The sequence below is a fragment of the Ralstonia soli genome (assembly GCF_023955655.1).
Lineage (GTDB): Bacteria > Pseudomonadota > Gammaproteobacteria > Burkholderiales > Burkholderiaceae > Ralstonia > Ralstonia soli.
In genome coordinates, this window is sequence record NZ_JAMXHT010000005.1 from 319,930 (window position 1) to 333,774 (window position 13,845).

Consider the following 13,845-nt stretch of genomic DNA (forward strand, 5'->3'; position numbering starts at 1 on the left):
GACACGGGAGCGGCCTCAGGAGACAGACAATGCGCCAATCCCCCGGCCAACCCTCGCCTGCTTTGTCGACAAACGTCGACGCCCCCGTAGATCCCGTCAACGAGTTCCTGCCGCTGCCGCGATTGTTCGCGCTCGGCCTGCAACACTTGCTGGTGATGTACGCCGGCGCGATCGCCGTGCCGCTGATTGTCGGCAATGCGCTCGGCCTGTCGAAGAGCGACCTCTCGTATCTGGTCAATTGCGACCTGTTTGCGGCCGGTATCGGCACGCTCATCCAGTCGCTTGGCTTCCTGATCTTCGGGATCCGGCTGCCGGTGATGATGGGCGTGACTTTCGCCGCCGTGGCGCCGATGATCGCCATCGGCGTCGAGCCCGGCATGGGCCTGCCCGGCATCTTCGGGGCGTCCATTGTGTCGGGTGTGTTCGGCATTGCCGTTGCGCCGCTGATGGGCCGGCTGCTCGGGCTGTTCCCGCGTGTGGTGACGGGCACGGTCATCATGCTGATCGGCTTTTCGCTGCTGAGCGTGGGCATCAATTGGGCCGCCGGCGGCCAGCAGATGATTCCGCAGGTGGTGGATGGCGTGACCCACATGGTGCCGAACCCGGCCTTCGGCGATCCGTTCGGCCTGGCCATCGCCGCGCTGGTGCTGGTAACCATTCTGCTGCTGACGAAGTTCGGCAATGCGCTGCTGTGCAATATCGCCGTGCTGCTGGGCATCGTGATCGGCACGCTGGTGGCGGCTGCCTTCGGCAAGGTGTCGTTGGCCGATGCGAGCGCCGCGCCGCTGATGACGCTGGTCACGCCGTTCCACTTCGGCATGCCCAGGTTTGAGCTGTCGGCCATCATTTCGATGTGCATCGTGATCGTGATCACGCTGGTGGAGTCGACCGGCATGTTCCTCGCGCTGTCGCACGTGGTGGGCAAGCCCATCTCGCGCAACGAGCTGACCAACGGCCTGCGCGCCGATGGTCTGGCGACGGTCGTGGCCGGTGTGTTCAACACGTTCCCGCATACGTCGTTCTCGCAGAACATCGGGCTGGTGTCGATCACGGGCGTGCGTTCGCGCTACGTGGCGGCGGCCGGCGGCCTGCTGCTGATCGTGCTGGGGCTGTTTCCGAAGCTGTCGTACGTGGTGGCCTCGGTGCCGCAGTACGTGCTGGGCGGCGCGGGCCTGGTGATGTTCGGCATGGTGGCCGCAGCCGGCATCCGTATGCTGGGCATGGTGGATTTCCAGCAGCAGCGCCACAACCTGCTGATCATTGCCGTGTCGGTGGGCTTTGGCATGGTGCCGACGCTGGCGCCGACCTTCTTCCATCACTTCCCGGACTGGATGCGCCCGATCACCCACAGCGGCATCGTGCTGGGCACGCTGGTGGCGGTGGTGCTCAATGCCTGGTTCAACGGCGTGCGCGGCTCGCACGAGGTGATGCACGGCGCCGCCGCGGCGCACTGAGTACCGCAAGCTGCAATCCCGCAACACCCCGCTTTCAGGCGGGGTGTTTTGCTTTGGCGACGCCCGGCTGAGCGCAAGCGTTTGCACTGCAATGGCTTTGCGAAAGACGCACAGCTTTCACGTTCCTGCAAATAAGCCGCCTTAGGTTGTGGCCGATCTTCGGGGGAGAGAGGAGGAGCCATGCAGGGGCTGGCAGGACGATTCGAGAAAACCGAGGCGGGGCGCCACGAAATCGCCACGCGCGGCGGCGCGCTGAACCGATCGAGCCGCGCACTGCTGATCATGGTGGACGGCCATGCCACCGGCGAGGACCTTGCCGCGCGTGCCGGCCAGATTGGCCTGGGGGCACAGGCCGTGCTCGACCTGGTGCAGGCGGGCTTCATCCGCAGCCGGGCGGATACCGACGATACGCCGGTGGCCGAACCCGAGGCGCCCAAGGCCGCTGTCCCCAACCGCAAGCGCTCGCTGGCCGCAGCGCGCATGTACCTGATGGATATTGCGGCACGGACATTCAGCTCGGCGGAACATCCGATCCGCGTGCGCCTTGTCGAGGCGACCGACCGCGCTGCGGTGGAGGGTGCCTTTGAAGCATTGATGACCGCGTTGCACGAGGTCACCTCCGCGTCGATGGTGGAACAGGTCAAGACGTCTTTTCGGGGGTTTCTGCCGGCCGAAGACAACAGCATGCTGAGCTAAGGCTGGCAGCCGCCTTTGCCCTCCGGGTACCCGCGACCGCCGCACGGCTCGGCATGGGCCATGGGTGAGTAGAGGGCTGCATAAGCGACAACGGTGCCGCTCACCGCAGTCAGCATCGCAACGGCGAGCAGGAAACGCATCGTCATGTGTTTCATGGCTTCTCCTGGGGTGGCAGGCATCGTCCCCTGAAGTCTAGGTCGGCTGAAGACCAGAACGCCATGCGAGACGCAAACAGGCACCCAGCGCCGGGCGGGGCGCTTGCTCGCGTGGCTGCGTGATCACGCTGCTTTTTGCGCCACGTCATCCTGCAGCAGACCGCGCGCCCGCTGGTTCGACTTGTAGATGTTGTCGCGCACCGGCGCCGCGCCGGTCTTCACGCTGTGCACCCATTCCTGGGTCGACATCACGGCCGCAAAGCGCGACTGCAGTACCACGCTGAACACGCGGTGGATCTCTTCCGCGCTCGCCAAGCCGGCCTGGTTCTGATACGGCACCGAACCCGACGCGTCGTGCAGAAACTCCACCGCCGTGCCGTTGTGCAGCGCGTGGTTGATGGTCGATGCGTCGCAGTTGTGCGTCATGTAGCCGACCACGGTGAGCGTGTCGATGCCGCGTGCTTCCAGCCACTGCGCTAGATCGGTTTGCGGGTACGCGCTGGGCAGCAGCTTGCGCAGGTAGTGGTCATGCGGGCGCGAGGCCACCACCGGGTGCAGTTGCCAGCCATCGGTGTCGATGGCAAACAGCGGCGAGCTGGCCGGCGAGGTCTGCTGCACAACGATCACCGGAATGCCTGCCGCACGCGCCGTGTCCATGGCGACGCCGATATTGGCGACGGTCTGCTGCGGGTCCGGATACTCGATCGGCAGGCCGCCCGTGAAGTATTCGTTTTGTACATCGATGACGATCAGGGCGCGCTTCGGGGTGGCCGGGGTGGCGTTGGCAGTCATGGCAAAAGCTCCTGGAGCGGGTTGGGATCGGGCGTTTGTGCGAGCCCGTGGACAGCATCTTCGTGGATGGCTATGCTTCCCGACAGTGGCCCAAAAGACATTCATCGAAAGAATCGGGCCAAAGCGAGGTGTCTACATGCATCCCCAGGAAATTGCCGTTCTGGCCTTTAACGACATCAGCCCGTTTCACCTCTCCGTGCCGTGTCTGGTGTTTGAAGACCGCATCTGGGCGGGGCTGCCGTCGTACAACCTGCGCATCTGCGCCGGAGAACCCGCCCCGAAGGGCGCCCTGCGCACCACCGCCGGGTTTGCCGTGCAGACCGACCTGACGCTCGAAGATGCAGCCCGCGCCGATGTGCTGATCGTGCCCTCATGGCGCGATACCCACGAGCGTCCACCCGCCGCCATGGTGAATGCCGTACGCGACGCGTACGAGCGCGGGGCCACGGTGGTCGGACTGTGCCTAGGGGCGTTCGTGCTGGCCGAAGCGGGCGTGCTTGACGGCCATGAAGCCACCACGCACTGGAGCGCGGTCGAAGCGTTCTCACAGCGCTATCCGCGCGTGAAGCTGGTGTCGGATGTGCTGTATCTGGATGCCGATGATGGGCGGCTGGTGACGTCAGCGGGCACGGCTGCGGGACTGGACTGCTGCCTGTACCTCGTGCGCCGCTGGCATGGCGCCGAAGTGGCCAACCGCATTGCGCGGCGGCTGGTGGTGGCGCCGCACCGGCAGGGCGGCCAGGCGCAATACATCGAGCAGCCGCTGCACGATGCACCCGGCGGGGATCGTCTTTCCGATTTGCTGAACTGGACCGTCGCCAACCTGGCCGAGCCGCACACGCTCGACTCGCTGGCCGAGCGCGCGGCCATGAGCCGCCGCAATTTCACGCGGCGCTTTCGCGAACTGACGGGCACGACCGTCGGCCAGTGGCTGCTCGGCCAGCGCCTCGCCTATGCCCAGCGCATGCTGGAGACCACACACCAGCCCGTCGAGTCGATCGCGCAGCTGGCGGGATTCGGCAGCGCGGTGTCGCTGCGGCAGCATTTCAGCCGGACATATCACACGTCGCCGAGCGCCTACCGCGCACTCTTCACGCAAGCCTGAGGGAGGCTGCGAGCGCTTGGCCGGTTACTTCTCCAACTCGTGGCCGATCACCGCGCCTGCCGCCGCGCCACCGATCGTGCCGGCCGTACTGTGCGTGAGTTCGTGGCCCGCCACACCGCCTGCCACTGCGCCGCCTGCCGTACATGCCGAGAGCGTGGGCGCCAGTGCAGCCGCCACGCAGATCAATGCCGTTTTCCAATGTTTCATGATGGGCTCCTGAAGACCACCGGGGTACGGAACATTGAGCAAACGACATGCCGTGGCGGCGTGATCCTGGCGCCCGCACCGTGGGGGGCGCATCGCCGTTCACATGAACAGCGGTGACAGCGACAGATGCGACAGCGCAATCACGATCACCTGCGCCACCACCAGGAGGATCAGCGGCGAAAGATCCAGCCCGCCCAGCGGTGGGACCACGCGGCGGATCGGGCGCAGCAGCGGGTCGACCAGCGTGCCGAGCACCGCGCCCATGGGCGAATGCGGCGCCACCCACGACAGCACGGCCGACGCGATGGTCACCCATACCAGCACGTTGAACGCCCACTTGATGACGGTGAAGAGTGCCGCCACAAAGCCCATCGGCAGAAACGCTACCGGGCTCACGCCCACCGAGGCCAGCACCAGGAGCAGGTACACCAGCGCCGTGGCATACGTGGCGACCAGGCACGACCAGTCGATATAGCCCGTGGCCGGAAGCACCCGGCGCAGCGGGTGCACCAGCCAGCCGGTCAGTTGGAAGATCGCCTGCGACAGCGGGTTGCGCGGTGACAGGCGCACCGCTTGCGTCCAGGCACGCAAGAGCAGTGCAGCGCCGAAGAGCGTGAAGATCGTGTCGAGCAGAAAACGCGTGATATCGCCGAACATGCGTCCGGATCTCCTATGGTCAGGTCAGGCAACAAGCACGAGGCAGCGGGGTGCCCCGGGGCGGACTATTGTCGCACGGGACTCTGAGGGCAATCTGTGCGGTGATGTGGCCGCCACGGACGTTGTATTCGCATAGTGTGGTGGCCGTCCGTCGGCTTCCTTTCCAGGAGATGCATCTTGAAATCCCCTCTGTTTTACGCGCTGTTCTCGTGGGCTTGCCTGTCTGCTGCGCCGCACGTCTATGCGCAGGCCGACACGTTCGCCATTCGATCGGCCGCGTTTGCAGACAACGGCGTCATGGACCGCAAATACGCCGGTAAGAACGCCGCCAACGCCAACTGCACGGGTGACAACCTCTCGCCGCCACTGGCGTGGTCCAACGTGCCGGCCGGCACCGCGAGCCTGGCGCTGATCGTAACGGACCCGCAGGGCGCGGGTGGCTTGGGCGTGAACCATTGGATGGCCTACGGCATTCCCGCCACGCAGACGAGCTTGGCCGAAGGTGCAGGTACGGGGAGTGGGCTTCGCATGGCACAGAACGCCATCGGCAAGCCGGCCTACCTGGGGCCGTGTCCGCCCAAGGGCACGGGCTTGCACCACTATGTGTTTGTGCTGATCGCCACCGACCTCGCACCAGATGCCCTGGCCAACGGGCTCACCCGCGCAGAACTCGACGCCGCGCTCCAGGGGCACACCAAGGGGGCAACGGCGCTGATCGGTCGCTTTGGCAACTAACGTCCGATGGCCTTGCCTGCACCACCGCGCTTACTGCGGTGTCGCCGGCTCCATGCCTTTGCGCTCGAGCAGGGCGGCGGCCTCCTTGCTGCCTAGCGCATCCAGCAGTGTCTGCGCGTCTTTCACGCTTTTTGCATGGGCGCTGAGGCCGGCGGCATACACGGTGTCGTTCTGAATGGCAGGGGGCAGCGGCCCGACGTACTGGATATGCGGCACCATGATTCCTCCAGAGAGTCAGGTGTTGTGCGGTCGATGCTACGGACCGCCCGTGCGCGAAGGAACGAACAAGATTGCATGTGCATAGACGCAGCTGGCGTTAGCCTGTTGCTATGGCAGCCAGTTCAGCCAGGTAGGCCCATGGATAGATGCCACGCGCGTGTCCATCGCTGAAGATCAGTTGCACACCGTAGCCCACAGGCTCAATGGCAGTGATGCGCACATCGGCCGGCGCACTGACGGGCGTGCCGTGGTGGCGCTTGAACTGGCACTCGGCGCAGCGGCAGGCTTCGCGCAGCGCGGCGTGGTCCAGTGCAATGGCAGCGTGGGCCCAGCCCAGCTGCAATTGGCCGTGTGTGACGTCGTTGTCGATGCGCTCAGGTGGCTGCACTGGCGCCCTCGATCTGCGCAAGCGCAATGCGCACTGCCTTGATGACTTCGGGGTCGCCATCGCTCTGCGCATTGCGCAGCGTGGGTAGGGCAGCGGCTTCGCCGATCTCGCCAAGTGCCAGCGCCGCTTCCTTGCGCAGATTGCTGATGGGGTGCGCGAACAGCGCGGCGAGCGCATCCACGGCATGCGCGGCGCGCCAGCGGCCGAGCGCCCGAGCGGCTTGCAGGCGAACTTGCCAGTAATCATCCGCCAGCGCTGCAACCAATGCCTGAGAGACGTTGGGATCGGGCGCGAGCGCGCGCAACTTGCCGAGCGTGCTGGCGCTTTCCTCACGCACACGCCAGGCGCCGTCGCGCAGCGCATCGAGCAACGCGGGCAGCACGGAGGCATCTGTCGCCAAGCCGAGCGCGCCCACGGCCGCGCGGCGGACTTCCGCATCTTCGTCATGGTGTGCACGTTCTGCCAAGGCCGGCAGTGCGGCGATATGCTTGCGCCAGCCCAGTACAGCCACGGCTTCGCGGCGGACGGTGGCATCGGTGTCTTGCAAGGCGCGCAGGGCGGGCGCTTCGCTGTCGGGCACGCGCAACTCGCGCAAGCCACGCAGGGCCGCTGCACGGACAAAGGCGCTTGCGTGGCTCACGTAGGGCAACAGCACGGCGGCCGAGTCCGCCAATTTCAATTCGCCCAGGCCGAGCGCAGCCGCATCACGCACGGCTGCATCAGTGTCTTCGAGCGCGCGGGCGAGTGCAGCCACGGTGTCCGGCTGTTCCCAGGTTGCGAGGATGCGCGCGGCTTCCAATCGCACCTCGGGCGCGGGGTCGTCCGCCAGCAGCGCAATCACATCGGGCAGCGCATCGGCGTCTTCTTCATCGGCGAGCTGCAACAGGGCGACGCGGCGTGTGGCCGCATCGATGTCATGCAATCGTGCCAGGTGTGTTGTCGTCATCGCGCCCTCAACGCAGCAGGTAGGGGATGTCGACCTTCACCGCGCCGGTCGGGCAGTCCTGCTCGCATGGCATGCAGTACCAGCACTCGTCGAACTGCATGTACGCCTTGCCTTTGGTCAGATCAATGGCGAGCAAGTCGAGCGGGCAGACATCCACGCACACCGTGCAGCCCTTGTCGGCAATGCACTTGGCTTCGTCGATGGTGACAGGCGCGCTGCTGCGCGAGGCGATGTCGTGAGGCGTGTGAAACGAGAGTAGGGCGTGAGACATGATCAGGCTGCCTGGGGGATGCGCAGGTGCGCGTAGGAATCGGTACCGCGTACATCGACGGGGATGACGTAGGGTTCGACGGCTTGCTTGCGGCTGGCCATCGCGCCGCGCGCGTCCTTGACCAGGCGCGTGTGGCAGAACCAGTTGGCGTCGTCGCGCTCGGGGTAATCCACGCGGTGGTGGTAGAGGCCCCAGCGGCTCTCGGTGCGGAAGAGCGAGGCGCGTGCTGCCATCTCCGCGCAGTCGCGGATGAAGCTGACTTCCATCGCGCGCATCAACTCGTGCGGGTTGCGTGCGTGCAGGTGCGTGATGTCTTCGGCAATCTCGTCGAAGCGGCGCAGGCCGATTTCCATCTTGCGTGTGACCTTCGGCGGTTGCAGGTAGTCGTTCACCATGCGGCGCAGCTTGTATTCCACCTGCGCGGGAGCGAGGCCATGATCACGTTGCAGCGGCGCGAAGATGCGCGCGCGCTCGCGTTCGATCTGCTCACTATCGATGCGTGCTTCGCCATGCCGGCCGGCGATGTAGTCCGCCGCGTTCTGCCCGGCAAACCAACCATAGGTGAACGCGCCCAGCATGTAGTTGTGCGGCACGGCGGCCATGTCGCCAGCGGAGTAGAGGCCCGGCACCGTGGTCTCCGCCCGCGCATTCACGTACACGCCCGATGCGCTGTGTCCGCTGCAGAAGCCGATCTCGGAGATGTGCATCTCCACCATCTGCGTGCGGTAATCGGTGCCGCGCCCGGCGTGGAAGCGGCCGCGGCTTGGGCGCTCGTTGGTGTGCAGGATGGTCTCGATGGTCTGGATGGTTTCTTCGGCCAGGTGGTCGAGCTTGAGGAACACTGGCCCCTTGCCACCCTGTAGTTCCTGGTAGAACTCCCACATCATCTGGCCGCTCCAGTAGTCGCACTGGATGAAGCGCTCGCCGCGCGCGTTGGCGGTGTAGCCGCCCAGTGGGCCGGTCACGTAGGCGCAGGCGGGGCCGTTGTAATCCTTGATGAGCGGGTTGATCTGAAAGCATTCCAGGTTGGCGAGTTCCGCACCGGCGTGATACGCCATCGCATAGCCGTCGCCCGCGTTGGTGGGGTTCTCATACGTGCCCATCAGATAGCCCGATGATGGCAGCCCGAGCCGCCCGGCCGCACCGCAGCTCAGCACCACGGCCTTTGCGCGCACCACCAGGAAATCCGCCGTACGGCAATCGAAGCCGAGCACGCCGCACGCTGCGCCATCGGCATCGGTCAGCACGCGCGTGACGACGATGCGGTTGGTGATCTCCACCCGCGCGCGCTTGAGCTGTCGATACAGGACTTTCTTGATGTCGTGCCCCTCCGGCATCGGCAGCACGTAGCTGCCCATGTGGTGCACCTTCTTGACGGCGTAGTCGCCCGTCTCGTCCTTTTCGAACTTTACGCCCCAGCGGTCGAGCTGCTCGATGGTGGCAAAGCTGTGCTGCGCATACGCATACACGGCCGATTGATCGACGATGCCGTCATTGGCCAGCGTGATCTCGCGCGTGTATTGCTCGGGCGTGGCATGGCCGGGAATGACCGCGTTGTTCAGCCCGTCCATGCCCATCGAGATGGCGCCGCTGCGCTTGACGTGGGCCTTGTCGATCAGCAGCACGCGCAGCGCGGAGTTGCGCTCCTTCGCCTTGATGGCGGCCATGGGGCCGGCTGTGCCGCCACCCACGATGACGAGGTCGTATTCCAATTCCAGCGTGTTCATACGGTGTCCTGCAAGGGGAGGATGGATTGCGAGGCGGCAGCCACTTGCCGGTCCAGCCGCAGCCGGTACTGGAAGGCGTCGCCGCGGAAATACAGGCGTTCAAAGTCGATGGGCGTGCCGTGGGCGTCGTGCGTCAGGCGCTCCACGCGCAGCAGTGGCGCGCCTGCGCCGGTATCCAGCGCGGCGGCGGTGGCGTGATCCGCCAACGCGGCATCGATGGCCAGCGTGGCGTGCCCGAGCGCCACACCGGCGTCCTGCTCCAGCACGAGAAACACATCGCGCGTGGCCAGGTCGGCGCGGGCGACGATGTTGCCGAGCGCTTCCGGCAGCCACGTCACCTCGAATGACACAGGCGATTGATCAAGCAGCCGCACCCGATGCAACTCCGCAACCGGCGCACCGGGCGCCAGTTGCAGCGCCTGGGCGACATCGGTGGGGGCCGGCACCGTTCCCAGCCGCAGCACGCGGTTGCGGATCGCGTGACCGTGCGCGGACATCGCTTCGGCAAAACCTTGCAGCGCCGTCACGTTCTGGAAGGCCTTCGGCAGGCTCACGAACGTGCCCTTGCCGTGGCGGCGGAAGATCAGCCCCTCGTTCTGCAGATCGGCCAGTGCCTGGCGCACGGTGATGCGGCTGGCGCCGAACTGCGCGCACATGGCAGCTTCGGAAGGCAGCAAGGACGCTGGCGCGTACTGCCCGCTGAGGATGCCCTCGCGCAACGCGCCCTTGATCCGCTCATAGAGTGGCGGGGCCGGCAGGCGTGGGGAGGAGAGGGACGTCGTCATCTGGGTGCGAACTCGTCATAACAAGTGCGCCCAGTCTAAAAAGCTGGCGATTGCAGGGGAACGAAGCTTTTTCGATATGGTTCTGCGGATTTCTTTGGTGCTTGAAAAGGTTGTTGCGTGCAACTATATTGGTTGCTCGGTGCAACTTGATGGGGCTGGCATGGATTTCATCGAAGCGCCCGCGCAATCGCGGGAGCAAACCATCCGCGAGCTGCGGGAGGTCTCGCGCAAGCTCGTTCGCGAACTCGGCTTCATGCGCAACACGCTGGCGGAAAGCGATCTGCCGCCGTCGGCCGTGCACGCGGTTCTGGAGATTGCCGCTGCGCCCGGTATCGCCGCGCGTGATCTGTCCGAGCTGTTGCGCTTGGACAAATCCAGCACCAGCCGCCAGGTCACCCGGCTGGAATCGGCGGGGCTCATCGAGCGCCGCGCGTGCAATGACGACGGCCGATCTTCCGAACTGTACCTGACCAAGGCCGGCCAGCAACTGCGGCGCAAGATCGATGCGTTCGCGTCTGACCAGGTATCGAATGCGCTGCGCCACCTCACGCCGGCGGATCAGCAGCGGCTGGTGGCATCGCTATCGCAGTACGTGAGCGCGCTGGCGGATGACAACGATCACAAGCCGCCGCAAAACGCCGTCGCCACCGCTGACCCGGGCCCGCAGATCGTGCAGGGCTACGTGCCCGGCTGCATTGGCGACATCGTCAGCCTGCACGGGCGGTTCTACGCAGAGCACTGGGGGTTTGGGGTGTTCTTCGAGCGCCGCGTCGCGAAGGAGCTGGCGGACTTTGCGCAATCCCTGCCCGACGCCAACAAGGCACTGTGGCTGTGCGTCGAGAATGGTCGCTGCCTCGCATCGCTGGCCATCGACGGCAACTCCCACTATCGTGCTGCACATCTGCGCTGGTTCATCGTGGACGATTCCCTGCGCGGCACCGGCGTCGGACGCAAGCTCATGTCGGAAGCCATGCGTTTTGTCGACGCACACTTTGACGAAACCTACCTGAACACCTTCAAGGGCCTGGATGCCGCCCGCCACCTGTATGAGTCGTTCGGCTTCGTGCTTACGCGGGAAGAAGAGGGTACGCAGTGGGGCAGCGCTGTGACCGAACAGCAGTTCCGCCGTCGCTCACACGTGCAAGGAGACCGCTCGTGACAGATTCCATCAACCTGGACGCCTACTTCAATCGCATCCAGTGGGGCGGCAGCACGCGCCCGACCTACGACACGCTTGCGCAGTTGCTCCACGCGCACATGCGGCACATCCCCTTCGAGAACCTCGACGTGCTGCTCGGGCGCGGCATTCGGATCGATCTGGACAGCGTGCAGAAAAAGCTCGTGCACGCGCGCCGCGGCGGCTACTGCTTCGAGCATGCGACGCTGTTTGCGGCGGTGCTGGAGCAGCTCGGTTTCCAGCCGGTCCGCCACTCGTCGCGCGTGATCATCCTGACGCCGCGCACCGAAGCACCGCGCACGCACATGTTCCTGACGGTGCCGCTGCCCGAAGGCACGTTCGTCGTCGACCCCGGCTTTGGCGGGCTGGCGCCCCGCGTGCCGGTGCCGCTCATCGACGGTGAGTCGGCAAACATTGATGAGGAAACGCACTGGATGGTGCGCGATGAAGGCCGATGGGTGTTGCGCGCGCAGGTGATGAGCGACACACCGGTCAACGCGTGGGTGACGTCGATGGAGCAGGACTACCCCATCGATTTCGAAATGGCGAATCACTACACGTCGACGTATCCGGCCTCGCCGTTCATGAACCGCATCCTGATGCGCGCACTGACCGACGAGGGCCGCGTGACGGTCATGAACCGCGATGCCACGATCTGGCGCGGCGGCACGCCCCGCAAGTTCGAGCTGGAAGACCGCCGCGCGCTGCGGGGGCTGCTGGCGGAGTACTTCGGCATCGACCTCCCGGAAGTCGAGCACATGCGCGTGCCCGGCGTTCCGGAGTGGGCGTAATCAAAAGTAAGTCAGCAACGCAAATCAGCCATTGCGGAACAGGAAGCTGTAACCGTTGAGCGCCGGCACGCCGCCCAGGTGCGCATACAGCACGCGCGAGCCGGCCGGAATGTCGCCGCGGCGGATCAGGTCGATCATGCCCTGCATCGATTTGCCCTCGTACACCGGGTCCGTCAGCATGCCTTCAGCGCGGGCGCACAGGCGGATGGCGTCGAGCGTTTCTTGCGACGGCACGCCGTATTCCGGATACGCATAGCGCGTGTCGAGCACCACGTCGGCCTCGGTAATGTCGCGGCCCAGGTCCACCTTGTCGGCGGTCTGCCGCGCAATGCGCAGGATCTGCTCGCGCGTCTGATCCGGCTTGGCTGAGGCATCGATGCCGATCACGCGGTCTGCGCGCCCATCGGCTGCAAAGCCCACCACCATGCCCGCCTGCGTGCTGCCCGTGACCGAGCACACGACGATGTAATCGAACTGGAAGCCGAGCGCCTTCTCCTGCTCGCGCACTTCCTCTGCAAAGCCCACAAAGCCCAGACCGCCCAGCGGGTGGTCCGACGCACCGGCGGGAATCGCATACGGCTTGCCGCCCGCGCGGCGCACGTCTTCCAGTGCCTGCTCCCAGCTCTGCTTGAACTCGATGCCGAAGCCCGCATCCACCAGCCGCACGTCCGCACCCATGATGCGCGAGAGCTGGATGTTGCCCACGCGGTCGTACACGCTGTCGAACCAGTTCACCCAGTTCTCCTGCACCGTCACGCAGCGCATGCCCAGATGCGCCGCCACCGCCGCCACCTGCCGCGTGTGGTTCGACTGGATGCCGCCAATGGTGACCAGCGTGTCGCAGCCCTGCGCCAGCGCCTCCGGAATCAGGTACTCCAGCTTGCGTGTCTTGTTGCCGCCAAAGGCCAGGCCGCTGTTGCAGTCCTCCCGCTTGGCGTAGATCTCCACCTTGCCACCCAGTTGGGCGGAGAGGCGCGGCAACGCCTGGATGGGCGTCGGCCCGAAGGTGAGCGGATGACGGGGAAAGCGCTGCAGATTCATGGGCGAGCTCCGGTTGGATCGATGCCCACCATGCTAGGGAAGAACGCACGAAACAGGGTTGTGAAGATTCATCTATTGGCGCATCATGGCACGCAGAATTAGGTACGCTGGTATCTGAAATTGTGCGAAAGTGAATTTTATGGCAACAAAATTGCGTACAAGAGCCAAAGCGGCCCCCGCATCTGCCAGAGTGGCAACCAACGCGAAAACCAAAGCCGCCGCCAACCCGCCGCCCGAGCTTGATCGCACAGACAAGGCCATCCTGCGCGCCCTGCAGAAAGACGCGTCCATCAGCAACGTCACGCTGGCCAAGCGCGTGAACCTGAGCCCGGCCGCGTGCCTGCGTCGGGTGGAGCGGCTCAAGGCCACAGGGGTGATCCGGGGGGTGGTCGCGCTGCTCGATCCGCAGACGCTGGGGGCGGGCACGGTGGTGCTGATCGGCGTGGTGCTCGACCGCTCCACGCCGGAGTCCTTCGCCGCCTTTGAAAAGGCCGCGCAGAACATCTCCGGCTGCATGGAGTGCCACCTGGTGACGGGGGAGTTTGATTACTTCCTGCTGATCCGCACGCGGGATTCAGAGAGCTTTACGCGGTTGCATGCGGAGCAGTTGTTGTATCTGCCGGGGGTGCGGCAGGTGCGGTCGTTTATGGGGTTGAAGGAGGTGGTTAGTCGGACGGAAGTGGTGGTGTGATCGTCTTC

Annotated in this window: 18 protein-coding genes; 7 read left to right on the top strand and 11 right to left on the bottom strand. The window is 65.4% G+C overall.

The annotated features are described in order from the left end of the window. Window positions 1-29 precede the first annotated feature (29 nt). Window positions 30-1,454, top strand: a complete 1,425-nt coding sequence (locus tag NG900_RS14595) for a nucleobase:cation symporter-2 family protein (RefSeq protein WP_252681582.1) — start codon at window positions 30-32, stop codon at window positions 1,452-1,454. Window positions 1,455-1,634: 180 nt separating this feature from the next. Beyond that, the gene (locus NG900_RS14600; protein ID WP_252681583.1) at window positions 1,635-2,150 is read left to right on the top strand and encodes a hypothetical protein; all 516 of its coding nucleotides are present in this window, start codon (window positions 1,635-1,637) and stop codon (window positions 2,148-2,150) included. On the opposite strand, the gene NG900_RS14605 is transcribed toward NG900_RS14600, so the two are convergent. Further along, window positions 2,147-2,305, bottom strand: coding sequence for a hypothetical protein (locus NG900_RS14605; RefSeq protein ID WP_252681585.1), 159 nt, complete (start codon window positions 2,303-2,305; stop codon window positions 2,147-2,149). The two genes, NG900_RS14600 and NG900_RS14605, sit on opposite strands and share 4 nt — an antisense overlap. Before the next feature lie 123 nt (window positions 2,306-2,428). Further along, the gene (locus NG900_RS14610) at window positions 2,429-3,097 is read right to left on the bottom strand and encodes a cysteine hydrolase family protein (protein ID WP_252681587.1); all 669 of its coding nucleotides are present in this window, start codon (window positions 3,095-3,097) and stop codon (window positions 2,429-2,431) included. 136 nt (window positions 3,098-3,233) lie between these two features. Here NG900_RS14610 and NG900_RS14615 point away from each other — a divergent pair, with 136 nt between their 5' ends. Beyond that, on the top strand, window positions 3,234-4,202 hold the full coding sequence (locus tag NG900_RS14615) for a GlxA family transcriptional regulator (protein WP_252681589.1): 969 nt from the start codon (window positions 3,234-3,236) through the stop codon (window positions 4,200-4,202). A gap of 24 nt (window positions 4,203-4,226) precedes the next feature. On the opposite strand, the gene NG900_RS14620 is transcribed toward NG900_RS14615, so the two are convergent. Both NG900_RS14620 and NG900_RS14625 read right to left on the bottom strand, forming a co-directional pair. Beyond that, window positions 4,227-4,409: a glycine zipper 2TM domain-containing protein gene (locus tag NG900_RS14620; protein ID WP_252681592.1), complete on the bottom strand. Its 183-nt coding sequence runs from the start codon at window positions 4,407-4,409 to the stop codon at window positions 4,227-4,229. Between the two features lie 99 nt (window positions 4,410-4,508). After that, window positions 4,509-5,066, bottom strand: coding sequence for a YggT family protein (locus NG900_RS14625; protein WP_252681594.1), 558 nt, complete (start codon window positions 5,064-5,066; stop codon window positions 4,509-4,511). 177 nt (window positions 5,067-5,243) lie between these two features. Between NG900_RS14625 and NG900_RS14630 the strand changes: the two genes are divergently transcribed. Beyond that, a complete protein-coding gene (locus NG900_RS14630; protein WP_252681596.1) occupies window positions 5,244-5,801 on the top strand; it encodes a YbhB/YbcL family Raf kinase inhibitor-like protein in 558 nt (185 codons plus the stop codon). 30 nt (window positions 5,802-5,831) lie between these two features. Here the strand turns inward: NG900_RS14630 and NG900_RS14635 are convergent, their stop codons facing one another. From NG900_RS14635 to NG900_RS14660, 6 genes are all read right to left on the bottom strand, one after another. After that, a complete protein-coding gene (locus tag NG900_RS14635) occupies window positions 5,832-6,020 on the bottom strand; it encodes a substrate-binding domain-containing protein (RefSeq protein ID WP_252681598.1) in 189 nt (62 codons plus the stop codon). 97 nt (window positions 6,021-6,117) lie between these two features. Next, window positions 6,118-6,408 (bottom strand): DUF971 domain-containing protein, encoded by a 291-nt coding sequence (locus NG900_RS14640; protein WP_252681600.1) that lies wholly within the window; start codon window positions 6,406-6,408, stop codon window positions 6,118-6,120. After that, window positions 6,395-7,354: a HEAT repeat domain-containing protein gene (locus NG900_RS14645; RefSeq protein WP_252681602.1), complete on the bottom strand. Its 960-nt coding sequence runs from the start codon at window positions 7,352-7,354 to the stop codon at window positions 6,395-6,397. Before NG900_RS14645 ends, NG900_RS14640 begins: the two co-directional genes overlap by 14 nt. 7 nt (window positions 7,355-7,361) lie before the next feature. Then, window positions 7,362-7,625 (bottom strand): 4Fe-4S dicluster domain-containing protein, encoded by a 264-nt coding sequence (locus NG900_RS14650; protein ID WP_252681604.1) that lies wholly within the window; start codon window positions 7,623-7,625, stop codon window positions 7,362-7,364. 2 nt (window positions 7,626-7,627) lie between these two features. Further along, entirely contained in the window at window positions 7,628-9,352 is a 1,725-nt protein-coding gene (locus tag NG900_RS14655; protein ID WP_252681606.1) for a fumarate reductase/succinate dehydrogenase flavoprotein subunit, read from the bottom strand. Then, window positions 9,349-10,137 (bottom strand): GntR family transcriptional regulator, encoded by a 789-nt coding sequence (locus NG900_RS14660; protein WP_252681608.1) that lies wholly within the window; start codon window positions 10,135-10,137, stop codon window positions 9,349-9,351. The genes NG900_RS14655 and NG900_RS14660 overlap by 4 nt, the downstream gene beginning before the upstream one ends. 160 nt (window positions 10,138-10,297) lie before the next feature. On the opposite strand from NG900_RS14660, the gene NG900_RS14665 reads away from it, so the two are divergent. After that, window positions 10,298-11,296, top strand: a complete 999-nt coding sequence (locus NG900_RS14665) for a helix-turn-helix domain-containing GNAT family N-acetyltransferase (protein ID WP_252681610.1) — start codon at window positions 10,298-10,300, stop codon at window positions 11,294-11,296. Beyond that, window positions 11,293-12,105 carry an arylamine N-acetyltransferase family protein gene (locus NG900_RS14670; RefSeq protein WP_252681613.1) on the top strand — a complete coding sequence of 271 codons (813 nt, stop codon included), beginning with the start codon at window positions 11,293-11,295 and terminating at the stop codon, window positions 12,103-12,105. The genes NG900_RS14665 and NG900_RS14670 overlap by 4 nt, the downstream gene beginning before the upstream one ends. 24 nt (window positions 12,106-12,129) lie before the next feature. Here NG900_RS14670 and NG900_RS14675 read toward each other — a convergent pair whose 3' ends face one another. After that, a complete protein-coding gene (locus tag NG900_RS14675) occupies window positions 12,130-13,146 on the bottom strand; it encodes a 1-aminocyclopropane-1-carboxylate deaminase (protein WP_252681615.1) in 1,017 nt (338 codons plus the stop codon). 139 nt (window positions 13,147-13,285) lie between these two features. On the opposite strand from NG900_RS14675, the gene NG900_RS14680 reads away from it, so the two are divergent. Beyond that, window positions 13,286-13,837, top strand: a complete 552-nt coding sequence (locus NG900_RS14680) for an Lrp/AsnC family transcriptional regulator (protein WP_252682161.1) — start codon at window positions 13,286-13,288, stop codon at window positions 13,835-13,837. Window positions 13,838-13,845: the final 8 nt, after the last annotated feature.

Coding starts and splice junctions, on each gene's coding strand:
- NG900_RS14615 (WP_252681589.1), top strand. CDS start 3,234: ATGCATCCCCAGGAAATTGCCGTTCTGGCCTTTAACGACATCAGCCCG.
- NG900_RS14620 (WP_252681592.1), bottom strand. CDS start 4,409: ATGAAACATTGGAAAACGGCATTGATCTGCGTGGCGGCTGCACTGGCG.
- NG900_RS14605 (WP_252681585.1), bottom strand. CDS start 2,305: ATGAAACACATGACGATGCGTTTCCTGCTCGCCGTTGCGATGCTGACT.
- NG900_RS14655 (WP_252681606.1), bottom strand. CDS start 9,352: ATGAACACGCTGGAATTGGAATACGACCTCGTCATCGTGGGTGGCGGC.
- NG900_RS14625 (WP_252681594.1), bottom strand. CDS start 5,066: ATGTTCGGCGATATCACGCGTTTTCTGCTCGACACGATCTTCACGCTC.
- NG900_RS14645 (WP_252681602.1), bottom strand. CDS start 7,354: ATGACGACAACACACCTGGCACGATTGCATGACATCGATGCGGCCACA.
- NG900_RS14610 (WP_252681587.1), bottom strand. CDS start 3,097: ATGACTGCCAACGCCACCCCGGCCACCCCGAAGCGCGCCCTGATCGTC.
- NG900_RS14660 (WP_252681608.1), bottom strand. CDS start 10,137: ATGACGACGTCCCTCTCCTCCCCACGCCTGCCGGCCCCGCCACTCTAT.
- NG900_RS14665 (WP_252681610.1), top strand. CDS start 10,298: ATGGATTTCATCGAAGCGCCCGCGCAATCGCGGGAGCAAACCATCCGC.
- NG900_RS14600 (WP_252681583.1), top strand. CDS start 1,635: ATGCAGGGGCTGGCAGGACGATTCGAGAAAACCGAGGCGGGGCGCCAC.
- NG900_RS14675 (WP_252681615.1), bottom strand. CDS start 13,146: ATGAATCTGCAGCGCTTTCCCCGTCATCCGCTCACCTTCGGGCCGACG.
- NG900_RS14635 (WP_252681598.1), bottom strand. CDS start 6,020: ATGGTGCCGCATATCCAGTACGTCGGGCCGCTGCCCCCTGCCATTCAG.
- NG900_RS14650 (WP_252681604.1), bottom strand. CDS start 7,625: ATGTCTCACGCCCTACTCTCGTTTCACACGCCTCACGACATCGCCTCG.
- NG900_RS14680 (WP_252682161.1), top strand. CDS start 13,286: ATGGCAACAAAATTGCGTACAAGAGCCAAAGCGGCCCCCGCATCTGCC.
- NG900_RS14595 (WP_252681582.1), top strand. CDS start 30: ATGCGCCAATCCCCCGGCCAACCCTCGCCTGCTTTGTCGACAAACGTC.